Annotated in this window: 22 protein-coding genes; 3 read left to right on the top strand and 19 right to left on the bottom strand. The window is 39.3% G+C overall.

Annotated elements, in window-relative coordinates:
* Nucleotide 1: 1 nt before the first annotated feature.
* The 10 genes from murD to ACQKEZ_RS13220 all read right to left on the bottom strand — a co-directional run bounded on the left by murD (nt 2) and on the right by ACQKEZ_RS13220 (nt 12,882).
* On the bottom strand, nt 2–1,348 hold the full coding sequence (gene murD, locus ACQKEZ_RS13265; protein ID WP_427301960.1) for a UDP-N-acetylmuramoyl-L-alanine--D-glutamate ligase: 1,347 nt from the start codon (nt 1,346–1,348) through the stop codon (nt 2–4).
* 9 nt (nt 1,349–1,357) lie between these two features.
* Nucleotides 1,358–2,332 (bottom strand): phospho-N-acetylmuramoyl-pentapeptide-transferase, encoded by a 975-nt coding sequence (gene mraY / locus ACQKEZ_RS13260; RefSeq protein WP_427301459.1) that lies wholly within the window; start codon nt 2,330–2,332, stop codon nt 1,358–1,360.
* 135 nt (nt 2,333–2,467) lie between these two features.
* Entirely contained in the window at nt 2,468–3,943 is a 1,476-nt protein-coding gene (locus tag ACQKEZ_RS13255) for a UDP-N-acetylmuramoyl-L-alanyl-D-glutamate--2,6-diaminopimelate ligase (protein ID WP_427301457.1), read from the bottom strand.
* A 210-nt stretch (nt 3,944–4,153) separates the two neighbouring features.
* Nucleotides 4,154–6,073: a stage V sporulation protein D gene (locus ACQKEZ_RS13250; protein ID WP_427301455.1), complete on the bottom strand. Its 1,920-nt coding sequence runs from the start codon at nt 6,071–6,073 to the stop codon at nt 4,154–4,156.
* A 121-nt stretch (nt 6,074–6,194) separates the two neighbouring features.
* Entirely contained in the window at nt 6,195–8,348 is a 2,154-nt protein-coding gene (locus tag ACQKEZ_RS13245) for a penicillin-binding protein (RefSeq protein ID WP_427301958.1), read from the bottom strand.
* Between the two features lie 7 nt (nt 8,349–8,355).
* The gene (gene ftsL, locus ACQKEZ_RS13240) at nt 8,356–8,703 is read right to left on the bottom strand and encodes a cell division protein FtsL (protein WP_427301453.1); all 348 of its coding nucleotides are present in this window, start codon (nt 8,701–8,703) and stop codon (nt 8,356–8,358) included.
* A gap of 37 nt (nt 8,704–8,740) precedes the next feature.
* Nucleotides 8,741–9,673, bottom strand: a complete 933-nt coding sequence (gene rsmH, locus ACQKEZ_RS13235; protein ID WP_427301451.1) for a 16S rRNA (cytosine(1402)-N(4))-methyltransferase RsmH — start codon at nt 9,671–9,673, stop codon at nt 8,741–8,743.
* A gap of 65 nt (nt 9,674–9,738) precedes the next feature.
* The gene (gene mraZ / locus ACQKEZ_RS13230) at nt 9,739–10,170 is read right to left on the bottom strand and encodes a division/cell wall cluster transcriptional repressor MraZ (RefSeq protein WP_427301449.1); all 432 of its coding nucleotides are present in this window, start codon (nt 10,168–10,170) and stop codon (nt 9,739–9,741) included.
* 127 nt (nt 10,171–10,297) lie between these two features.
* Nucleotides 10,298–11,917: a bacillithiol biosynthesis cysteine-adding enzyme BshC gene (gene bshC / locus ACQKEZ_RS13225; RefSeq protein WP_427301447.1), complete on the bottom strand. Its 1,620-nt coding sequence runs from the start codon at nt 11,915–11,917 to the stop codon at nt 10,298–10,300.
* A 65-nt stretch (nt 11,918–11,982) separates the two neighbouring features.
* Nucleotides 11,983–12,882 carry a 2-dehydropantoate 2-reductase gene (locus ACQKEZ_RS13220; protein WP_427301445.1) on the bottom strand — a complete coding sequence of 300 codons (900 nt, stop codon included), beginning with the start codon at nt 12,880–12,882 and terminating at the stop codon, nt 11,983–11,985.
* Nucleotides 12,883–13,095: 213 nt separating this feature from the next.
* Between ACQKEZ_RS13220 and ACQKEZ_RS13215 the strand changes: the two genes are divergently transcribed.
* Nucleotides 13,096–13,575 carry an N-acetyltransferase gene (locus ACQKEZ_RS13215; RefSeq protein ID WP_427301443.1) on the top strand — a complete coding sequence of 160 codons (480 nt, stop codon included), beginning with the start codon at nt 13,096–13,098 and terminating at the stop codon, nt 13,573–13,575.
* Nucleotides 13,576–13,622: 47 nt separating this feature from the next.
* Here the strand turns inward: ACQKEZ_RS13215 and gerR are convergent, their stop codons facing one another.
* The 3 genes from gerR to ACQKEZ_RS13200 form a co-directional block, all read right to left on the bottom strand.
* Complete coding sequence (gene gerR / locus ACQKEZ_RS13210) at nt 13,623–14,153, bottom strand: sporulation-specific transcriptional regulator GerR (protein ID WP_427301442.1); 531 nt, start codon at nt 14,151–14,153, stop codon at nt 13,623–13,625.
* A 137-nt stretch (nt 14,154–14,290) separates the two neighbouring features.
* Nucleotides 14,291–14,464 (bottom strand): 50S ribosomal protein L32, encoded by a 174-nt coding sequence (gene rpmF, locus ACQKEZ_RS13205; protein WP_008354700.1) that lies wholly within the window; start codon nt 14,462–14,464, stop codon nt 14,291–14,293.
* A 21-nt stretch (nt 14,465–14,485) separates the two neighbouring features.
* Nucleotides 14,486–15,004: a YceD family protein gene (locus ACQKEZ_RS13200; RefSeq protein WP_427301440.1), complete on the bottom strand. Its 519-nt coding sequence runs from the start codon at nt 15,002–15,004 to the stop codon at nt 14,486–14,488.
* Between the two features lie 209 nt (nt 15,005–15,213).
* On the opposite strand from ACQKEZ_RS13200, the gene ACQKEZ_RS13195 reads away from it, so the two are divergent.
* Nucleotides 15,214–16,455, top strand: coding sequence for a nucleotidyltransferase (locus ACQKEZ_RS13195; protein ID WP_427301438.1), 1,242 nt, complete (start codon nt 15,214–15,216; stop codon nt 16,453–16,455).
* Nucleotides 16,456–16,505: 50 nt separating this feature from the next.
* On the opposite strand, the gene ACQKEZ_RS13190 is transcribed toward ACQKEZ_RS13195, so the two are convergent.
* Nucleotides 16,506–17,531, bottom strand: coding sequence for a SepM family pheromone-processing serine protease (locus ACQKEZ_RS13190; protein WP_427301436.1), 1,026 nt, complete (start codon nt 17,529–17,531; stop codon nt 16,506–16,508).
* A 4-nt stretch (nt 17,532–17,535) separates the two neighbouring features.
* Nucleotides 17,536–18,315, bottom strand: a complete 780-nt coding sequence (locus ACQKEZ_RS13185) for a patatin-like phospholipase family protein (protein ID WP_427301434.1) — start codon at nt 18,313–18,315, stop codon at nt 17,536–17,538.
* Nucleotides 18,316–18,474: 159 nt separating this feature from the next.
* On the opposite strand from ACQKEZ_RS13185, the gene ylbJ reads away from it, so the two are divergent.
* Entirely contained in the window at nt 18,475–19,683 is a 1,209-nt protein-coding gene (gene ylbJ, locus ACQKEZ_RS13180; protein WP_427301432.1) for a sporulation integral membrane protein YlbJ, read from the top strand.
* 14 nt (nt 19,684–19,697) lie between these two features.
* Here ylbJ and coaD read toward each other — a convergent pair whose 3' ends face one another.
* The 4 genes from coaD to ACQKEZ_RS13160 form a co-directional block, all read right to left on the bottom strand.
* Complete coding sequence (gene coaD / locus ACQKEZ_RS13175; protein ID WP_427301430.1) at nt 19,698–20,180, bottom strand: pantetheine-phosphate adenylyltransferase; 483 nt, start codon at nt 20,178–20,180, stop codon at nt 19,698–19,700.
* Between the two features lie 3 nt (nt 20,181–20,183).
* Entirely contained in the window at nt 20,184–20,741 is a 558-nt protein-coding gene (gene rsmD / locus ACQKEZ_RS13170) for a 16S rRNA (guanine(966)-N(2))-methyltransferase RsmD (RefSeq protein WP_427301428.1), read from the bottom strand.
* A gap of 58 nt (nt 20,742–20,799) precedes the next feature.
* Nucleotides 20,800–20,946: a hypothetical protein gene (locus ACQKEZ_RS13165; protein WP_427301426.1), complete on the bottom strand. Its 147-nt coding sequence runs from the start codon at nt 20,944–20,946 to the stop codon at nt 20,800–20,802.
* A 102-nt stretch (nt 20,947–21,048) separates the two neighbouring features.
* Nucleotides 21,049–21,321 carry a YlbG family protein gene (locus tag ACQKEZ_RS13160; protein WP_427301424.1) on the bottom strand — a complete coding sequence of 91 codons (273 nt, stop codon included), beginning with the start codon at nt 21,319–21,321 and terminating at the stop codon, nt 21,049–21,051.
* Nucleotides 21,322–21,333: the final 12 nt, after the last annotated feature.

The raw sequence follows: 21,333 nt of genomic DNA, 5'->3' as shown, positions 1-21,333 counted from the left end.
CTTATTTAAGCATATGCACGGCGTTTACAAACATGTCTCCACGTTCTTCAAATGTTCTATGTTGATCCCAGCTTGCACAAGCAGGGGATAGTAAAATAACATCATTTTCGTCTGAAATGTTAAACGCCGCAGGTACTGCTTGTTCAACATTATCGACATGTTTTACATGATGTATTCCCAGTTCTTCACCAAGTTTCACAAACTTCGGTGCTGTTTGACCAAATGTAATGATTCCTTTTACGTTCTTCATGTAAGGCTTTAATTCATCAAATTCATTTCCGCGATCTAAACCGCCGGCTAAAAGGATGATTGGTTGATCAAATGCCGATAAAGCTTTACTTGTCGCAAGGATATTAGTTGCTTTACTGTCATTATAGAATTTTCTATTATGGATCGTGTCTACAAATTGTAATCGATGCTTCACACCACTAAATGTTGACAAAACTTGACTGATGGCTTCATTTGAACAGCCTGCATTTTTGACAACAGATATAGCTGCCAAAATATTCTCTAAGTTATGCTCTCCTGGAAGAACAACATCCTTAAGAGACATGATCTGTTCATTTAAGTAATAGATTGCATCGTCTTTAATACATGCCCCATGATCAATTGGTGTTTTCACAGAAAAGTAAACTTTTTTTGCTTTCGTTTTTTCTGATAGTCTTACGACAGTTTCGTCATCCATATTTACAATTGCAATGTCGTTTTCATTTTGATGTGCATATATTTTTTGTTTCGCTTTTTCGTATTCTACTCTAGTGTGATGATAATCTAAATGAGCATCAAAAATATTAAGAATTAAACTGATTTTCGGTCTGAAATGAACGGTGCCCATCAGTTGAAAAGAAGAAAGCTCTGTTACGATCCATTCATCCCCTGTAGCATTTGCTGCCACTTCACTTGCAACCGTTCCAATATTCCCAGCAACCAAAGTTTTTTGGTTGTCGGCTTTAAGCATTTCATAAATTAAAGTTGTTGTTGTCGTTTTACCATTAGAGCCTGTAATCCCTATAAAAGGAGCAGATGTTAAATGATACGCTAATTCTATTTCTGTCCAAACTGGAATTTGTCTTTTCATTGCTTCTTGTACCATGATATTTTCGTAAGGAATTCCAGGATTCTTAATTAAAATCGTAATTTGCTTCTCATCAAATATTGTGAGAGGATGACTGCCGCAAATCACATCTATTCCTTTTTCAGATAGACGTTTGGCAGGTTCATTTTCTTCAAAAGGCTTTTGATCGTTTACTGTTACCTTCACATCGTGTTGGTGAAGTATTGAAGCTGCTGCGTAGCCACTTTTAGCAAGCCCTAGCACTAGTACATTTTCATTTTGTAAGATATGCATCTTGTTCACTTATAACCACACCTCGATGTATATTCCTAAAACGGCAAGCAGTAAACCAGCTGTCCAGAAGGTTACAACAACTCTCCACTCAGACCATCCAACTAATTCATAATGATGGTGAAGCGGGCTCATTTTAAAAATTCTTTTTCCTGTTGTTTTAAAAGAAATGACTTGTAAAATAACAGATAATGTTTCGACTACAAATACTCCGCCAATTATAACAAGTAAAATTTCAAGCTTTGTTAATATCGCAATGGCAACGATCGCACCACCTAATGCTAGTGAGCCTGTATCACCCATAAATACCTTTGCTGGATGTGCGTTAAATACAAGGAAACCGAGCACAGCACCTGCTACCGCAACTGAGAAAATCGCCACATCGTACTGAGATTGATTCCAAGCAAGTATTGCAAAAGCCCCAAATGCAATGGCTGCCGTTCCAGATAATAAGCCGTCAAGACCATCCGTTAGGTTGACTGCATTTGATCCGCCTACAAGCATGAAGACGACAAGAATAAAGTAAGCCCATCCTAAATCAAATGTTAAATCAGTTCCTGGAATTCTAATCGTCGTTGCAAAGTTGTAATAATGGAATACGCCATAAAAAATGACTGCAATGATAATTTGACCGATCAATTTTTGTTTTGACGTAAGACCTAGATTACGTTTCATCGCTACTTTTATATAATCATCTAAGAAGCCTAATAGACCGTATCCTAACGTAACAAACAGAAGTAAAAACATCTCAGGACTAATCTCAGAAAATTTGTTGATCATAACAATCGTTGTAATCGTAATAGAGAAAATAATCATGATACCACCCATTGTTGGTGTACCTGATTTTTTTTGGTGAGACTGTGGTCCCTCTTCTCTAATACTTTGACCAAACTTCAGTCTTCTTAAAAACGGTATAAAAATCGGGGATAAAAGAACACTGATTAAAAATCCCATTAAAATTGTAAACAATATCACCTGTTCAAGCATTGTTCTTTACTCCTTCCGAATACCCATAGCCGTTTCCAATAAGAAAATAGCATTCATTATTATCATATTCACTGATATCTTTCATATGTTGTTTTTGCATAAAATGCTTCATTTCATTACACTCTTTCCGTCTTTTTAAGATTTATTTAAGTCATTAATTGCGCTGGCAGCTACTTCTGCATCATCAAAGTCAAACACATCATCACCAATCAACTGATACGTTTCATGACCTTTCCCAGCTATTAAAACTGTATCCCCCTTTTTCGCATTAGCAATTGCAAAAAAGATTGCCTGTTTTCGATTCACAAAACTGTGATAGTAAGCATCAGGCACGCCATTTTCCATGTCTTTTAAAATAGCAAGCGGGTCTTCACTTCTTGGATTATCCGAAGTGAAAACTGGTTCATCTGCGTATTTCACTGCTATTTGTGCCATCTGTGGTCGCTTCGTTTTATCGCGATCTCCTCCACATCCTATGACACAAAATATTTTCCCTTCTGTCAATTCCTTACACGTTGTTAATACGTTTTCTAAACTATCAGGCGTATGTGCATAATCAACAATAACCGGAAAATCTTGATTGTGGTTTACTAACTCAAATCTACCTTTTACACCTTCGAGTTCTTCTAAAGCACTCACAACAGTATCAAATGGCAAACCAACTGCTATTCCTACTGAGGCTGCCGCTAGGATGTTATACACATTAAACTTCCCGATAAGTGCGACAGTCATATTTTGTTTACCTATAGGTGTGACGAGGTCAAACTGTGTACCTTTTGGTCTAATTTCAATGTTTTTTGCCATCACATCTGCTTCATGTTCAATGCCATATGTCATGATTTCGGCTGCTGTCACTTTTTCAAAATCGCTAGATACCTCATCATCTGCATTCAAAATCGCGCGCTTTGGTTTTTGATGATGAAAGGCACTTCCAAGTTGAGAGAATAAAAGGCTTTTCGCATGTTTATATTCTTCCATTGAATTGTGATAGTCAAGATGGTCTTGAGACAGGTTGGTGAAAACTGCAATGTCATAGTCACACCCATGAACTCTACCAAGATGCAAAGCATGTGACGATACTTCCATAATTGCTGTATCAACTTCTTGATCAAGCATCTGTCTAAATGTTTTCTGAAGTGTCACACTCTCAGGAGTTGTATTCTTCACTTCTAGTGTTTCATCATTAATTTTCATGTACATGGTACCAATTAAGCCTGTTTTCTTTCCAGCTTTTTTCATGATTTGTTCCACCATGTGTGTTGTTGAGGTTTTTCCATTTGTGCCTGTTATACCAATAAGATTCAGCTCGTGTGTTGGCTGACCATAAAAGGCATCAGCGATTCTTGCAAGTGCTCTTTGAGAGCGTTTCACAATGATGACGGGTACACCTTTTACGTCAAGGTTGTGTTCAGCAACAATGGCAGCTGCCCCACTTTTAATCGCTTTTTCAGCATAATCATGTCCATCAACTGTATAGCCTTTTATACAGACAAAAAGACTCCCTTGCTTGACTTCTCTGGAGTCCATCTCGATCGAAGTGATTTCAGGGTTTTCATTTATCAGCTGTTTGTTCTCACTTTTAAAGTATGTTAGGAGTTCTTGTAGTTTCATTAGATATCAAACCTCTCAAATTCGTTCAAGTGTATGCCTTGTGAAAAAAACACACAGTCTATATTTTATCGTAAAAAAAAGGATACATCCAGCGTATTCATTAAGTTTCTCTTGGAAAAGCACACTTTATTATCTTTTTCTATTGAATATCTTCTTTTTCAACAAAAATAGGCAGCCGAATGAGCGTGGCTGCCCTCTGTTCATTCTTGTTTATTCGTCGTTTAAGTATATTCTGATCGTTGAGCCTTCTTTCACTTTCGTTCCAGCGGCAGGCGATTGTTTGATCACTTTGTTCCCTTTGCCTGATGCATCGATTCTCAAATTAATCAATAATGATTCAAGCTCAGAAATGGATTCGCCTACAATATTCGGTACTTCAATTGTTTTTGTGTCCAACCATTGGTATTTCTTTTCAATCTGCCCCTTTCTTTTTTGGACACCTATTTCTGGCAAACTATCTCTCATAATATGACCTACGATTGGAGCAGCTACCGTTCCACCAAATTGAATCGTGCCTTTTGGATTGTCTACCGCTACATAGACAACGATACTTGGATCATCTGCTGGAGCAAAGCCAATAAATGAAACGATATGGTTGTTTTCCATATACTTACCATCTTTTACTTTTTGTGCTGTTCCTGTTTTCCCTCCGACACGGTAGCCTTCAACAAATGCATTTCTACCTGTCCCTTGAGCTACGACACTTTCTAGCGCATATCTCATTTCTTTAGATGTCTCAGCAGAAATTACTTTCTTTTTTGCGATTGGCGATTGCTTTTTAACTACTTCTTTTGTGACAGGGTCAATCCATTCTTTTGCAATATACGGTGTATAAAGTGTTCCACCATTAACCGCTGCTGCTAGAGCTGCTACTTGTTGAATCGGGGTAACGGATACCCCTTGACCAAATGCAGTTGTCGCTTGCTCTACTGGGCCAACTCGATCAAGCGGAAATAAGATCCCTCTCCCTTCTCCCTGTAAATCGATGCCTGTTTTTTGACCGAATCCAAAATCCTTAATATAAGAAAATAATTTATTTTTCCCGAGTCGGTCGCCTAACTCAACAAAACCTGGGTTACATGAATTTTGAACAACTTCCAAAAAGGATTGTGAGCCATGTCCTCCTTTTTTCCAACAGCGAAGACGTGCACCATCTACAGTGACTGAACCTCTATCAAAAAAATGATCTCGTTTAAGGTTGACTTTATTCTCTTCCAGAGCAGCTGCTAAGGTAATAATTTTAAAGGTTGAACCTGGCTCGTACGTACTCCATACAGGTAAATTTCGATTAAAAACTTTCGGGTCAACAGATTGATAGTCTGCGGGATCGAAATCAGGGCGACTCGACATCCCTAATACCTCCCCATTTTTCGGGTTAAGGGCGATGGCAATCATTCCATCTGGATGATATTTTGCTGCAGCATTATCTAGCTCTCGTTCAATAATGGTTTGGACTTTCGCATCAATCGTCAGCTTCATATCAAGCCCATCTTTTGGAGGTGTATAGTCATCTGCTTCATCAGGCATTTTTTGACCCTTGGCATCGGAATAAAATTTCACAGATCCTTTTTCTCCTTTTAGATCACGATCATAGTATGCCTCGAGTCCAAGAAGTCCTTGATTATCAATTCCCGCAAACCCCAGTACATGTGAAAGGTAGCTGCCAAATGGATAATGTCTGATACTATCTTCGGCAACATAAACTCCTTCAAGATCAAGCTCTCTCACTTCTTTTGCTTTTTCATGAGAAATTTTTCTACCTTCCGGTGAGATACGTTCGATCGAAGTTTTTTTTGTTACATGCTTGTACGCTTTTTCTTCAGACATATTCAGAACAGCCGCAAGTTTTTTACTTGTTTCGGCAGGATCTTTAATTTGACGTGGCACAACCAAAATTGATGGTGCACTTTTGTTTGTTGCAAGCTCCACCCCATTTCGATCTAAAATGTCGCCTCTTTCCGGTTCAAAAGGGAGATTTCGACTCCATGAATCTTTCGCAAGGCTTGTCAATTTTTCCCCCATAATAAATTGAACATAACCTAACCTCGTATCTATAATGAAAAAAATGATTACCCCAAAAAGTAACACAAAAAGCAATCGTTTTCTGACTGTCACACTTGATACTCGCACGCACCCGTTCACTCCTTACATTTGGCTTGTTTCCATCATATGCATGTTTTACATTTCATAGAACGTAGCCTTATGCAAGAAAAATGAAAAAAGATCAGCAGAGCAAATCTGCTGATCTTTTTTATTGTGGATTCTTAAAGGTCACAGTGATGACTTGATCGCCTTTTATATTTGCACCTTTTTTAACGCTTTGTTTGACAGCATATCCTTGTCCATTCGTTTCAATGTGGACGCCAGCGATTGAAGCATATTGCAGGACTTCTCTTCTGGACCAGCCGTTCATATCTGGCATCTTGATCGTTTTACCGACTGTCTTTAGAAAGACCTTTTGACTTTCAGAAAATGCTGAACCTGCTTGTGGCCACTGATTTTTAATGGATAAACCATCACCGATGACAATAGGTGTGAGGTTTTTGTTCTTTGCTTCCTTTTCCGCTTGTTCTTTCTCTAAATCAAGGAAGGAAGGCATTGCTTCTTCTTTGATTTTTTGCTCATCTGATTTTTTATCATCCGTTTTTGTTGGTGCAATGTTTAAATACAGCAAACTATTTTTCATGACAGGATTAAAGATTTGTGAAACAGGTGCTGAACCCGTTTCTGTTTCTGACAATTGAGGCTGCTGAACTGCCACATAAATGAGTAGCTTCGGATCATCTTTTGGTGCCATGCCCATAAATGAGAAGACATAGTCATTTCTTCCTTGAAGATAACCACCTGCACCTCCGATTTGCCCAGTTCCTGTTTTCCCTGCAACATCAAAGCCTTTTATTTGATACGGTTGTCCTGTTCCAATTTCAGAGGATACAACTTCCCCCAAAATGTCTCTTACTTTTTTTGCAGTCTCAGCTTTAATCGGCTTACCTGCCACTGTTGGTTCGTGCTGAAGTACTGTTTTGTTTGTATTTGGATCTGTAATATGATCGATAACATATGGCTTCATCATCGTTCCGCCATTAGCAATGGCTGTTGCTGCTTCAATTTGCTGAATTGGCGTAATTGCTGATGCTTGTCCATATGCCGTGGATGCTTTGTCATATTCGTAGCGATAGTTAATTTTACTTGACGCCTCATTTGGAATATCTATTCCGGTTTTGTCGTAGAAATGAAACTTCTGCAAGTATTGTTCATATCGAGCAAAACCAAGTTTTTCCTTTGCCAATTTGGCAAACGCAACGTTAGAGGAGCGTAATACACCTTCGTGGAAATCTATTTTCCCCCAGCCATTTCCACCGTTATGGTCCTTGACTGTTCCGCCACCAACCTTATATGTGCCTGATTGATAATGATCCGAGCCGTTGTATACGCCCTCTTCAATTGCAGCTGCAAGCGTAAAGATTTTCATCGTTGACCCTGGCTCAAACGCATAAGAAATGACATCGTTATTATAGTTTGAGATATTTAATTCATTTAGGTTAAAGCTTGGTCTTTGTCCCATTGCCAGCACTTTTCCCGTCTTTGGGTCAACAACCGTTGCAATGATTTTTTTCGGTTTATACTTTTTAGCAACCTGTGACATGCTCTCTTCTAAGAAGGCTTGTATTTTTTGGTCGATGGTGAGCGTAACATCTTCTCCATCTTTTGGCGCTACAATTTCTTCCTGACTATTCGGCAATGCCCATCCACTTCTATCACTATTATAGGTGACGTACCCATCTTTTTCTTTCAAGAATTTGTTTAGTGCTTTTTCAAGACCCATGGCCCCTGACATTTCTTTTGTTGCCTCATCGAGTCTTGCATAGCCAATTAAATTTGATGCAAATACACCATTTGGATAGTAGCGTTTCGTGTCCTTTTCAAAAGCAATCCCTGGCAATTTTTGTTTTTCAATGTCTTCTTTTTTAGAAAAACTAATATCTTTTCCTGCTGTGCCAAACTCAACCTGAAACGCCCCTTTTGTATTCAGGCGTTTTAAAATTTCGCTTTCACTCATATCGATATATTTCGCTAAGGCTTTCGCTGTTTTCTCTTTGTCTACTACATGCATCGGCTTCTTTGGGTTTGCCGTCATCTTTTTATTTACAACCGCAATCAGTTTATAAACAGATGTATCCTCTGCGATGACAGCACCATTTCTGTCTAATATCGAGCCTCTTTTGGCTTCAAGTGTTTTTTTCGATTGATATTGCTCATTTGCTTTTGCCGCTAATACTTGACCATCGACTGTCCCCGTAATTTGAATGTAAATAAATCTAACAAGGATGACAAAGAAAAACAGGGCGAAGCAAATACTCGCAATTGCCGCGCCTCTGTTCATCATTTTATTCTTTTTGGGCATTCCCATATCAATCGACCTTCTTAACGTTTTTCGATATATTTAAGTCTGCCTGTTTTGCTGTTTTTATAATTCTTTCTGGCTCACTTAGCTTATCTTTCTCTTTTTGAAGCTCAGTCATTTTTTTTGATTCTGATGACACCTGCTGCTCTAGTTTTTGTACTTCAATATTGACACTGTAGACAGCAAATGCTTTTGAGATGATGAGAATTGAGCTACTCATAAGAGCCATTACAAACATGACAAGTAGTACTTTCTCGCCGAGTGTAATAGAAGCTCTTCTTCTGATAACAACCGATTGTCCTTGCTGCTCTGTTTGATTTTGCTTTGCCTCTCTTTGATAAGCCAAATTACTCATTAAGAAACCTCCTTTTCATAATCTTCTATGGTGTCATTTACTTTTTTTCTGCAATTCGGAGCTTCGCTGAACGTGCACGATTGTTATGTTCTAGCTCTTGATCTGACGCAACGATTGGTTTTCTCGTAATGAGCTTCAGTTTCGGTTCAAGTCCTTCTGGAATCACAGGTAGCCCGTGCGGAAGATCTGGAAGGGAGGACATCTCTTTAAAAGTGCTTTTACATATCCGGTCTTCAAGTGAGTGGAATGTAATGACTGAAATTCTCCCGTTCGGCTTCAGTAACTCAATTGCTTGCTGCAATGCTTCTTCAAATACTTTCAATTCGTCATTTACTGCAATTCGGATCGCTTGAAATACTCGTTTTGCAGGGTGTCCGCCTGTCCGTCTTGCCGGTGCAGGAATCCCCTCTTTAATAATATCTACGAGCTGACCCGTTGTTTCGATTGGTGCTTTACTTCTTGCCTCTTCAATTTTTCGCGCAATTTGCTTGCTGAATTTTTCTTCCCCATATTTGAAGAAAATCCGAACCAGATCTTCAAACCGCCAATCATTCACAACTTGTTTAGCTGTCAAATTGGCTGATTGATCCATCCGCATATCAAGAGGTGCATCATGGTGATAACTAAAGCCTCTTTCTGGTGTGTCTAGCTGCGGGGATGATACCCCAAGATCAAAGAGCACACCATCGACACTTGTAATACCTTGTTCATTCAGACGTTCTTTTAAATATCGGAAGTTGCTTTTTATAAAAAGAACGCTCGCTTTTGAGTCTGCGAGTTTCTTTTGAGCATGATTCAGGGCAGCGTCGTCTTGATCAAATCCAATTAATGTACCTTCTTCTGATAATTGAGATAGTAAATATGAGCTATGACCTGCTCCACCAAGGGTGCAGTCTACATATGTACCGTCTTTTTTGACGTTTAGACCGTCAACTGTTTCTTTTAATAATACTGTTTCATGTTGAAACATGATGTTATGGTCCCACCTTTTCAAATAGAAATGAATGTGTAGAAAGCTTGCTGCACAAGGGATTATTATATATCAAATCCGATCATGTTTTCAGCAATTTCAGCAAAAGAATCTTCTTGCTCTTCTGTATATTGTTCCCAGATCGACTTACTCCACAACTCAATTCGATTTGAAACGCCGATGACCACACATTCTTTTTCAAGTTTTGCATATTGGAGAAGATTTGATGCGATGTTAATACGCCCCTGCTTGTCCAGTTCACATTCTACTGCGCCTGAAAAGAAAAAGCGGGTAAACGCACGTGCATCCTTTTTTGTTAGTGGGAGTGCTTTAAGCTTCTCTTCGATCAGCTTCCACTCGCTCATGGGATAGCCAAATAAACAGTGGTCCAGCCCTCTTGTTAGAACAAATTGCTCTCCGAGGTCGTCTCTGAATTTAGCAGGGACAATCATGCGCCCTTTTGTATCAATCGTATGTTGGTATTCACCCATGAACATGATATCAGAGCCCCACTTTCTTTCCCTAACTCCCCACTATCCACCACTTCTCTCCACAGAACTTATTCTACACTGTTTTCAAACAAAAAAAAACCCTGAACTAGTCAGGGTAGGCGAAAACTTTATTTCAAATTTTGACAATTTGCTGCTGATTTTGAAATGAATATGGCATATCTTTGAATGTTTTGAAGAATTCTGGACCATATTTATTTAAAAAATACATGATATTCCAAATTCTTTCTTGCGGTGCCTGAAGTGGTTTAAGGCTATTTTCGATCCGCTCGTAGTCCCGCAAAATATAGCCTTCCTTTTCTTCTACTCGTTTTTCCACTTTTTGATAAACAAAGTTGAGCTGTTCTTCAATAAAGCGGGCATTTTTATGAAGTAATTGTTCAAAATTAGGCTCTATAAGTAGCGTTTCATGTCTTACGGTTTGATGAACTTGCTCCAGCTGCTCTTTTGCTGTTTGAATTGATTGAATAAAGCTGTCTGGAATACTTCGATCAAAGTGAGCAGCCTTCTTTTCTCCAACGCCCTTTGTCAGTACTTCTTTTAACGTAACATGTCGTTCTGGAAGTTTCTTTTCAATATGTCGTTCAAGGATAGTAATGTGCAGCCGCGGAAGGACAGGGGCCATCTTCAATTGAAGTAGCTCAAAAAGCCCTTTTAATTCTCCCCAGTAGTTGACCTCCCCATGTCCTGCCATAAATGCAAGAGTAGGTAATAAATATTCCTGCATGAGTGGACGAGTCACCACATTGTTGCTCAATCGTTCTGGATGTTTTTCTGCTTCGTTTAAAAGTTCTTCCTTCGTCCATGTCAGCCCTATTTCACTAATCTTGAAGCCTTCAGCCGTTTTCTCGATCAGAAAGCGTTCATCTTCATATTCATAAAATAAATTCGCCTGATTTGAACCAGCCTCGATAATTGGCTTGTACCCAGCATTTCTCATCTCATCCTGCTTTTCTTGCAGGCTACTTGTAACCGCATCGCTCTTTTCAATGATTGCTTTGAACAAGGGGCGTTCAAGTGGTTTAACCTGAAGATCACCCGAATTGAAAAGCACAAGACCATCCTCTTCAAAAAGGTCATACACAATCCACTCAAAGAAATCTGTAAATGTATCTGATTTGCGTAAACATCGGAGAAGCTTCGTATACAATTCATTTGTGTACTGGGATTCTTCATAGGTAGAAAAAACGTCTTTTAGCCACAATTCCGTTTTCTCTTTGTTCAACTCGGTTCTAGCTGCCGCACTCTTTTTTACAGTAGATGAACGAAGCTTTTGTTTTACAGGTTCTTTTTCTCCAGAGGTATAAACAAAATTAATTTCGTCTAAATCATGATCTTCGCCCGCCACCCAAAAAAGCGGAATAACTGGAATGCCAAGTTCAGCCTCTTTTTCCTTTGCGAACTGAATAATAGAAATGATTTTATGTATTGTGTAAAGAGGGCCTGTTAAAAGACCTGCCTGCTGGCCACCAATGACCATGACACTCCGCTCATCACGGATTTTCTCGATGCTTCTCTCCATTGCTTCTGATTCGAATTTGGCATGGTATGTTCTTAAATAGTCCGCCAAAGCTTCACGCGGGAAGCTTCTTGTCATAAGATCATCATATCTTCTTTTCCATATGTCCTCAGAATGTATATCATAATCAAAAAAAGCAGACATCTCTTTTTTCTCTTCTATATAATCACGTATGAATAAATTCTGACTTTGGATGGAAAGTTCAGTTAATTGCATATATAGAACTTCCTTTCTTCAATAAATAGTTAGTTACCCGAAAAAAGTATAGCATGTAAATTAGCTCACTCAAAAGATTTTGTTTGCTTATTTTCCAATACTTCCAAATTTCTATTTAAAAAGGATAGATGTGGGGTGTCAATTCCTAGCTCTTTAGCTTGTATTAAAAGGTAGCCTAGTATGGCGAATCGTTCTGTTTGACGATTTGCTTGAATGTCCTGAAGCATCGATGATTTGTTGTCAGCCGTTTTGGTACATATTGAAACGATATGATCCCACATCACCTCTTTTTGAGCGACTTCTAATACGATTGCAGCCTCTTCAAAAACGGTTCTCATCATATGGTAATAGGATTGGTTTGAGATCAGCTCCCCATTTTTTATATGCAGAATCGCTGTTAGTGGATTAATACAAACATTCACAATCAGTTTCTCTTCAAGAAGCTGACGCCAATTTGGTGAATAAGTCATTTGGAAATCTTCTGACATATCATGAAGCCATAATGGCAAATCAGTTTTTGCTCGCTCTCTTAACGACCCCCATTTGATTGTACCAAATCCAGTATGTTCGACAGCATCATCCTTTGTCCGCAGTCCTCCGTGTTCTACAACGCCAACGAAAAGCTGATGGGGTGACTTCCAATGCAACAAATCTAACACATGTGCCATACCATTTTGTAAAAACAACACTTGCTGCCGGGCTAACTGTGTCAGCTCAGACATGACTTCTTTTAACTGATAATATTTCACAGTCACAATGAGCAAATCATATCTACCTTTAATCGCCGCCATTGCCTGAACTCGGTACCGAGATACCTTTCCATTCGCTGTCAGCTCAATTCCATTTGCTTTAATTTTTTCTGCTTGCTCTTTTCTTTTCGTCAAAACTGTCACTTCATGTTGCTTTGATAAATAGCAAGCACACAATAAACCAACCGACCCACCACCAACAATTCCAATTTTCACAGATCCGCACTTCCTTTTCAGCATTTACTGTATCATATCAAATATTTTATCAGTTTAGTGTAATGATGCATAAAGGTGAGAAAATGCGATATATTTGAATTTTTTTAATTAAATAACTATAATAATAAGTGTAAAAACTTTTTAGGTGGATGGAATGTAAACGCATTCATTGGCGCTCACAAGAAGAAATGACGTGTGTAAGGGGGATTTATAATGACACAGGTAAAACGCCTTCTCATTAACTACAAAACATTAGAGGAGTTTAAACAATTTAAAGAATATGGCATTCAAGAGCTTTCTATGCTTGAAGAACTTGAAAGTAATATGATTGAAAATGACAGCAACTCTCCATTTTACGGAATCTATTTTGGCGATAAGCTCGTTGCACGAATGAGCCTGTACCAGGTAAATGGTTCTAAGACAACATATTTTGATCATGACCATGACTATTTAGAGCTATGGAAACTCGAGGTCCTTCCTGATCATCAGCAGAAAGGATATGGTCAGAAACTCGTTGAATTCGCAAAGTCATTTGGTCTTCCGATCCGTACAAATCCCCGTGTGAAATCAGCAGGATTTTGGGAGAAGATGGGCTTTGAAACAGTTAAATATGACATGGAACGCGACAGGGGAGAGAATCCACTCATTTGGGAGCCTGTTCATATGCAAGAAAACACAGGTGAATCCGCTTAATCATTTTATCTAAAACGCCCCTCTTATTGATTCTGAGGGGCGTTTCCTTATTTTGCGTATTCCTTCAAACTTATATTCTGCTTCACTCTCTCTACGATACCAATCAATGCCCGATAATCTTCTTCTGTGATTTTCAGTTGCCGCTTTAGACTTTCATTTTCCTCAGTTAAAGCTTTTAGTTTGCTATGTGTCTCTTTCAATTCTTCGCGTAAGTAGCTCGGTCCCGTTGGCTCATTTTCTAGCTGTTCTAAAAATTGAATGACATCCCGAAGTGTTAAATCTTTTTCTTTTGCTTGCTCTATCGTCACAGCGGTACTAGGTAAACCTGAAGAATGGATGCCAAGTTTTTTCCTTAATTCTTTTCGCTGTTTTTTGGCGAGTTCTATTCCCGCTTGATATTGTTTTCTCACATATGAATTCCAGCGAAATCCACATGCTGCCGCAGTTCTCGAAAGTGCTTTTCCTACTTCTTCAAAAGCTGATAATTGCGTTCCTCCATCTCGAATGTGCCTCAATACGACCTCTGCCAAAAGCAAATCTTCATCTTGTGTCCAAGCGTCCTGTCTTGTAATGGTCAATTATTCATCCCCTCCTGAATCTGAATACCACATCATATGCGCTTACTAGAGTAGATAGACTATTTACAGGACAGAAAGCTAAGAAAATAGACAAATAAAAAAACGCAAGGGAGATTTCCCTTACGTTTTTTTATGAATTAGTTGCTTTTTACGTCTTTGCCTTTGTAAGTTCCGCAAGATTTGCAGACACGATGAGAAATTTTCATTTCACCGCATTCAGGGCAAGCTACCATACCAGGTACTTGTAGTTTAAAATGCGTACGACGCAATCTTTTTTTCATTTTAGAAGTTCTTCTAAAAGGTACAGCCATTATTCCCACCTCCTTAAAGAGTTAAGATTCATTATTTTCTTCTAAGAGCTTCTTCAAGCCTTCCAGACGTGGATCAATTCGGTTTTGGTGTGCATCCTCCGAAATGACCGCCCAGTCATTACCTTCTTGTGGTGCAGCGCCTTTTACGTCAATAGCGTCGCAAAAGATTTGCATTGGCACTTCAAGGAGAATTTCTTCTTTGACAATAGGCGTTAAGTCAATGATATCGTCTTCTACAATCTGGACGTCTTCATCTTCTATATCGTCTGTCTTATGAAGTACAAACAGTTCTTTTGTTGAAATCGCAAATGGATAATTGACATCAACGAGCGTTCTTGAACAAGGCAGCGTCATTTCACCTGTGATGGTTAAGTCAAACGCGACTTGCTTTGATTCGATAACACATGTCCCTTTCACCTGTACAGGCGAAATGCGACGTATATCTGAATGGAGGCTAGTCAGTTCATTTAAATCAACCGTCTCATTAAATTCAAAGCTGCTTTTTGCCTTTTGATGTAACTGATAAACTGTCCATTTCAATCGTATCACCTCTAAGAGCAACAAACATGATTATAGCTTTCATCATGTTATTTGTCAATATTTTTTCTTTACAGCCATCTGCATTAACAAAGGGCTGTTTGACATCAGTTCACACAATGCCTACACTGAAAAAAATAGCATCATTTTTTTCTCTTATGCTAATGTAGCATAGACTATTTAACGATAGCAAGAAAGGCGGAACTTCTATTATGAAGGCAGTTGGTTTAGTTGTCGAGTACAATCCGTTTCATTATGGACATGCCTATCACGTGAGCGAAGCAAAAAAACAAACATCCTCCGATATAGCAGTCGCAGTTATGAGCGGATCTTTTTTACAGCGTGGTGAGCCTGCCATTGTCTCAAAATGGGACCGAACCAAGATGGCACTTGCAAATGGAGTAGACGTTGTTTGTGAGCTTCCATATATGTTTGCTGTACAAAAAGCAGAAACATTCGCACGTGGAGCTGTGTCCATTTTGGATCAATTAAAATGTGATGCACTTTTTTTCGGAAGTGAAGACGGAGATATCACCGCTTTTAAGAGAACTGCAGAGGCTTGGCATGCAAAGAAATCAGTCATTGATGAGTTGACAAAAGAAAACATGAAACATGGCCTCAGTTATCCTACCGCCGCTTCCCACGCTTTTAGTGAAGCGATTAAACCTGATCAGTTGCTTGATTTATCAAAACCAAATAACATCTTAGGCTTCCATTATGTGAAAGCCATACTTGATAAACAGGCTCGTATAAAACCTTTCACCTCAAAAAGAGTTGCTTCACAATATCATGACAACACACTACCAGACAAACAAATGATTGCAAGTGCTACAAGTATTCGAAAAGCAGTACGAGAGCAGAAATCTCTTGAAGCTGTCAGCCCTTATCTTCCATCAGCATCTATTCAGCAATTAATCGCCTATCAATCGTCGTATGGGCTTTTACATACACAAGAACACTATTTCAGCTATTTAAAACATTGTTTTCATACGATGGATACCAGCGATTTACAAGAGATCTACGAAATTGAAGAAGGGATCGAATATCGTATGCAAAAAGCCATTAGACATGCAACATCATTTGAAGAATATCTTTCATTACTCAAAACAAAAAGATATACATGGACAAGGCTTCAACGCATGAATACCCACCTTTTAATGAGAACGAAGAAGAGCGTGATGCATGAACTTCTCAAAAGTCAGCAAGCTCCATATATTCGCTTGCTTGGCATGACGCAAAAAGGGCAAAGCTACCTTTCAAGCATTAAAAAGCAGCTTGAGATTCCTCTCGTCAGTAAGCTTTCTTCCTTCTCACATCCTGCACTTGACCTGGATATCAGAGCAACATATGTGTACAGCCTCCCCCTCATGGAACCGATGCAGACTGCTTTCACCGAGAATGAATTTAAGACCGCGCCCATTCGATATGATGAAAAGGAATCACACTTTCTATAAATCCGCACGTATCTTAAAAGAGCTGCCCATTAAAAGTGGCAGCTCTTTTTCTACTTTTTATCTTTTAATTTGTTTAAATAATCAAGTGCATCCTGCATTGTATCAACAGGAACAATTTTCATTTTACTGTTGATGTCTTTTGCTGTTTTCACTGCATTTCGATAGTCGGAATTTTGATTACCTTTGTCATTAGGCGCAAAGAAGATGTCTTTTCCCGCTTTATCAGCTGCGACGACTTTTTGATCGATACCACCAATTGGTCCGACGGTTCCATCTGCATCAATGGTACCTGTTCCAGCAATAGCATAGCCATGCGTTTCATCCTCTTTTGTAAGCTGATTATAAATTTCTAGTGACATCATAAGCCCCGCTGAAGGTCCACCGATATTTTCAATATCAACCTTTACTTTTGGCGAGACTTTCACATCTCGATCCGTAAATAATGAGACACCAATACCGATTCTCTTCGGTTCATCTTTAAAGGGCTTGAGCTTTACTTTTACGCTTTTTTCTTTTCCATTTCGATCAAGCACAAATGTCACAGTTTTACCTACTTTTTGACTACCAATATATTCAACCATCTTATCAGCTGATTCGTAAGATTGACCGTCTACGCTTTTGATCCGATCTCCAACTTCAATTTCCCCATATGCTGGCATACCTTTCATGACATAACTGGCATACACACCATTAAACGTGTAATCGACCCTTTTGCCAGCTTTCGTATAAGCAGCAATCATGGCATTTTCCTGAGAGCTTTTCATTAGCTGGAGCTGTCTTTTCATATAATCCTCATCTGATTCACCGTCTGCCTTAATATTATCTTCAGAGACAATTTCATCGTATTTATTGAATTTTGCCAGTACATATGTATATGGATTAGCAGGACCGACCTTGATCGTCATAAGTGAGAAGCTCCCTTTCTCACTATATCCTCCATCTACTTTGATATGTGGTGCTATTTCAGTTGCCTCTCCTGGTTTTGTCACGTAGTAAGGCAGTTTAATAAAGGTTAAGGCAAATAAGACAAGAATGACCACAAAAAGGCTCATCCAGCGGATATTCATTTTTTTCATTCGATTAACACTCCCATTTATCAATTGCATCTTTCAGTTGAAACTTGATGTGATCAGCCGCTTGCTCACCCGCCTCAATCATCTCATGAATATGCGTAAACGCGCTCGAACTAAATGTTTCAAGTTGTGGGCGAATGATCATATCGGCAGCGATTGTTTGGTGGCGAACTAACTCATTTTGAAGTATGTCCAAACTTTGCATAATCACATCAGAAAGTCGAGTAGCCTTCTCCGTTTTTTTCACTCGGGACACATCAGATGCGATAATCAAATCTGCGCCCATCTCTTTCAAAACAGAAACAGGAATTCGATCGACTACCGCCCCATCAACAAATTGTCGGCCATCAATTTCATGCGGGACAAAAACACCAGGAATGCTAATGCTTGCCCTTACAGCTTGTGATATAGAGCCTTTATTGAAAATGACCTTCTCTCCTGTTTGCAAATCACAAGCCACAATAGCGAGTGGGATGTTTAGTTCCTCAATTTTTTTGCCATATGTAAATGTGTGGATAAGCTGCAAAATTCGGTTTCCTTTCAGAAGGCCGATTTTTGGCAGTGTATAGTCAGCATAATACTTTCTTCTGAAGACGAGTGCAAGTTTTTTCATTTTTTGTACGTCTTGTCCTGCCGCATAAAAGCTTCCTACGAGTGCACCAATACTGCTTCCAGCAATCATATTTACCTTGATCCCTTGTTTTTCAAGACTCGACAGCACGCCGATATGCGCCATCCCTCTTGCTCCACCAGAGCCAAGCGCTAGTCCAATGATGGGTCGTTTCATCAAGTTCCCCCTCCTCTTTCTATGCATATATACGAATCTGTAGGTCTAAACATGCCCCTACTCCTCGTATATTAATATTAGACAAGCAGAGAGCTAGGCTTTTCTGCTATTTTATCACGAGTTCCACTGAAACGGATCATTTGCAAGGGGCGAACACACATGAAAAAATGGAACACACTGTTTATCGCTGTCTTTTTTATCTTTTTGACTGCTACTGTGATTACACATCCGCAAGCCTCTTTACAAGCGTCTAAAAATGGACTTGCTATGTGGTGGGAGGTTGTTTTTCCTTCACTGCTTCCTTTTTTTATCTTATCTGAGTTATTAATTGGCTTTGGGATTGTCAGATTTGTAGGGGTTCTGTTAGAGCCATTTATGCGCCCCATTTTTAGAGTGCCTGGCGTCGGAGGGTTTGTTTTAGCAATGGGAATGGCGTCTGGTTTTCCGTCTGGAGCCAAGCTCACAACAAGGCTTAGACAAGAAGGACAGCTCACTCGAATTGAAGCAGAGCGTCTTGTCTCATTTACAAATTCATCAAACCCTTTGTTTATTTTCGGAGCTGTTGCTGTTGGTTTCTTCCACAATGCAGCACTAGGGATTGTACTTGCATGCGCTCACTATTTAGGAAATTTAACGGTTGGTATCACCATGCGGGGCTATCAAGCACATCACGATGAGCATTTAAGAAAAAAGAGAGGTTTTGTTTTCCCCTCCATTCGGGAAGCCTTTCGCGCCCTTCATAAAGCTAGGATGGTGGAAACACGACCACTCGGACAAATTTTAGGCGATGCTGTGATATCGTCCGTTCATACGCTGTTTATGATTGGTGGTTTCATCATGTTGTTTTCTGTTTTCAGTCGTATTCTATCTGTGGTCCACCTAACAGATATTCTCTCGTTTGGTGTTCGGATTTTGCTTGATGCACTGCACCTTCCAACCAATTTAGATCTCGCTGTCATCTCCGGTTTGTTTGAAATTACACTTGGAAGTCAGATAACAGGGACACAAGAAGCAGAACTCGTCGCAAAAACAATTGTTGTCAGCTTTATTTTAGGATTCAGTGGATTTTCAGTGCAAGCACAGGTTGCCGGAATTCTCGCTGCAACGGATATTCGTTTTAAACCGTTTTTTTTCGCGCGAGTTTTGCACGGTATTTATGCCGCATTATTCGCATTACTTCTATTCAAACCACTCTATATCACACTTTCAGATTCGACGCTTCCAGTCTCATCATTTCCAACCAGTGACACGATCGCTTCCTGGGGTGCTCTCCTTTGGAATCAGCTTGTTTCGATTGGACCTGCATTTACACTGTGTAGTTTGGTTTTATATATTATCCTTTCATATAAAAGACAAAAAAATGGATGAGGGCGCGGTGGCACTCATCCATTAAACTTTTGTTTTAGCGCGATTTCCACCTCTGTTGGAACAAGATCTTTAACAGCGCCATGATATTTCGCAACTTCTTTCACAATACTTGAACTTAAGAAAGAGTATTGATTGTTGGTCATCATAAAAAACGTTTCTATCTCATCGTTTAACACTTTGTTCATGGATGTACCCTGCATCTCATATTCAAAGTCAGTCACAGCTCTTAAACCGCGCAAAATGACATTCGCCTGTTTCGTTTTTGCATAATCTACAAGGAGGCCATCAAATGACTCCACCTTAATATTTGGCAAATCCTTTGTTACCTGACGAATCAGTTCACACCGTTCTTCAACGGTAAATAACGGTTTCTTTGAAGAATTGTTCAATACACAAACATATATCTCATCAAAGATTTTGGCTCCTCTTTTAATAATATCCAAATGGCCCAATGTGACTGGATCAAAGCTACCCGGACATACCGCTATGTTCCCCATCCACTAAATTCCCCGCTTTCTATAGATCGTGATGCCAGTCAACCCGTAAATTTCTTGTCTTGATATTTCTAGTAAACCAGATTCTTTTGGCAAAATCACGTCTTTATCATGCTCACACATGACAAAACCATCCTCTGATAGTAATTCCCGTTTTTCAATTAATTCAAGCAAGTGCTTTAATTTTTGATCCTTATACGGCGGATCAAGAAAAATCGCACGAAAGGACTCGTCTCTTTTTGATACGGCAGCAACGGCACGGTGGGCATCATTTCGAAACACTTCGCTTTGCTCTGTTAATTCTAGTGCGGCCAAATTGGCTTTCACCGTTTGCACTGCCTTCATATCTCGATCAACAAAAATACAATGATCAAACCCTCTAGAAAGCGCTTCAATCCCTAAACCTCCACTTCCTGCAAATAGGTCTAATGCCCATCCTCCATCAAAATAAGGCCCAATCATGTTAAAGATGGATTCTTTCACTTTATCTGTTGTCGGTCGCGTTGATTGACCTGGTACCGCCTTTAACGAGCGGCCTTTTTTCGTTCCAGAGATCACTCTCATATTCCCACCACTTTTTCTGCTTACTTAACATTTATGTATTGGTACAAAAAATCCAACATTATCTTACCATATACTCCTTTTGTGACACAATGAGACGTCTTTGTTCATTTTTTGTGTATAGTTTTTTTGATAAAGGACATACTTTTATTAACAGCATCTGATGTGGTGCTGTTGCCAACCGCGGAGAAGACTTACGTTTCCCCATAAGTTCTTCCTCCGGTTTCTCCTCTCCCTTTGCCTTCTCCTTAATGAATCATTAAGAATAGAAGGACCCCGCGGGTCATGCCGCGGGGATTTTTTTTAGGCTCTAAAAGCCCACCTTATAATCATACTCTTTTGCTTTATCAATTTTAGATTCGTATTCCAGTTTAATAAATGGCTTATATGAAGGCTCAACACGCTTCACAAACGGCAAAGAGCCCAGCTTCGCCATGTGGCGCTCTACATGATCCATATCACAATAGATGACAGCATATTTCATTTTTTTTGAAATATAGTGTACATTGCCAAACTTTCTAAGTGTTTTTGCCTGTTTAAGCGAATGCAGCCACACAACCATCCCTTGACGTTTTGTTTCCATTTTTCACCCGCC

This window comes from Bacillus sp. NPDC077027 (assembly GCF_050269555.1).
Classification (GTDB): Bacteria; Bacillota; Bacilli; order Bacillales; family Bacillaceae; genus Bacillus.
This window is presented reverse-complemented; position numbering and strand designations above follow the sequence as displayed.

Excerpts from the sequence above, each read along its gene's own strand:
- ACQKEZ_RS13245 (WP_427301958.1), bottom strand. The coding sequence starts at position 8,348 with ATGCCCAAAAAGAATAAAATGATGAACAGAGGCGCGGCAATTGCGAGT.
- coaD (WP_427301430.1), bottom strand. The coding sequence starts at position 20,180 with ATGGGGAACATAGCGGTATGTCCGGGTAGCTTTGATCCAGTCACATTG.
- ACQKEZ_RS13255 (WP_427301457.1), bottom strand. The coding sequence starts at position 3,943 with ATGAAACTACAAGAACTCCTAACATACTTTAAAAGTGAGAACAAACAG.
- rsmH (WP_427301451.1), bottom strand. The coding sequence starts at position 9,673 with ATGTTTCAACATGAAACAGTATTATTAAAAGAAACAGTTGACGGTCTA.
- rpmF (WP_008354700.1), bottom strand. The coding sequence starts at position 14,464 with ATGGCTGTACCTTTTAGAAGAACTTCTAAAATGAAAAAAAGATTGCGT.
- ACQKEZ_RS13160 (WP_427301424.1), bottom strand. The coding sequence starts at position 21,321 with ATGGAAACAAAACGTCAAGGGATGGTTGTGTGGCTGCATTCGCTTAAA.
- ylbJ (WP_427301432.1), top strand. The coding sequence starts at position 18,475 with ATGAAAAAATGGAACACACTGTTTATCGCTGTCTTTTTTATCTTTTTG.
- mraY (WP_427301459.1), bottom strand. The coding sequence starts at position 2,332 with ATGCTTGAACAGGTGATATTGTTTACAATTTTAATGGGATTTTTAATC.
- ftsL (WP_427301453.1), bottom strand. The coding sequence starts at position 8,703 with ATGAGTAATTTGGCTTATCAAAGAGAGGCAAAGCAAAATCAAACAGAG.
- rsmD (WP_427301428.1), bottom strand. The coding sequence starts at position 20,741 with ATGAGAGTGATCTCTGGAACGAAAAAAGGCCGCTCGTTAAAGGCGGTA.
- ACQKEZ_RS13190 (WP_427301436.1), bottom strand. The coding sequence starts at position 17,531 with ATGAAAAAAATGAATATCCGCTGGATGAGCCTTTTTGTGGTCATTCTT.
- bshC (WP_427301447.1), bottom strand. The coding sequence starts at position 11,917 with ATGCAATTAACTGAACTTTCCATCCAAAGTCAGAATTTATTCATACGT.
- murD (WP_427301960.1), bottom strand. The coding sequence starts at position 1,348 with ATGCATATCTTACAAAATGAAAATGTACTAGTGCTAGGGCTTGCTAAA.
- ACQKEZ_RS13185 (WP_427301434.1), bottom strand. The coding sequence starts at position 18,315 with ATGAAACGACCCATCATTGGACTAGCGCTTGGCTCTGGTGGAGCAAGA.
- ACQKEZ_RS13215 (WP_427301443.1), top strand. The coding sequence starts at position 13,096 with ATGACACAGGTAAAACGCCTTCTCATTAACTACAAAACATTAGAGGAG.
- ACQKEZ_RS13165 (WP_427301426.1), bottom strand. The coding sequence starts at position 20,946 with ATGGGGAAACGTAAGTCTTCTCCGCGGTTGGCAACAGCACCACATCAG.
- mraZ (WP_427301449.1), bottom strand. The coding sequence starts at position 10,170 with ATGTTCATGGGTGAATACCAACATACGATTGATACAAAAGGGCGCATG.
- ACQKEZ_RS13195 (WP_427301438.1), top strand. The coding sequence starts at position 15,214 with ATGAAGGCAGTTGGTTTAGTTGTCGAGTACAATCCGTTTCATTATGGA.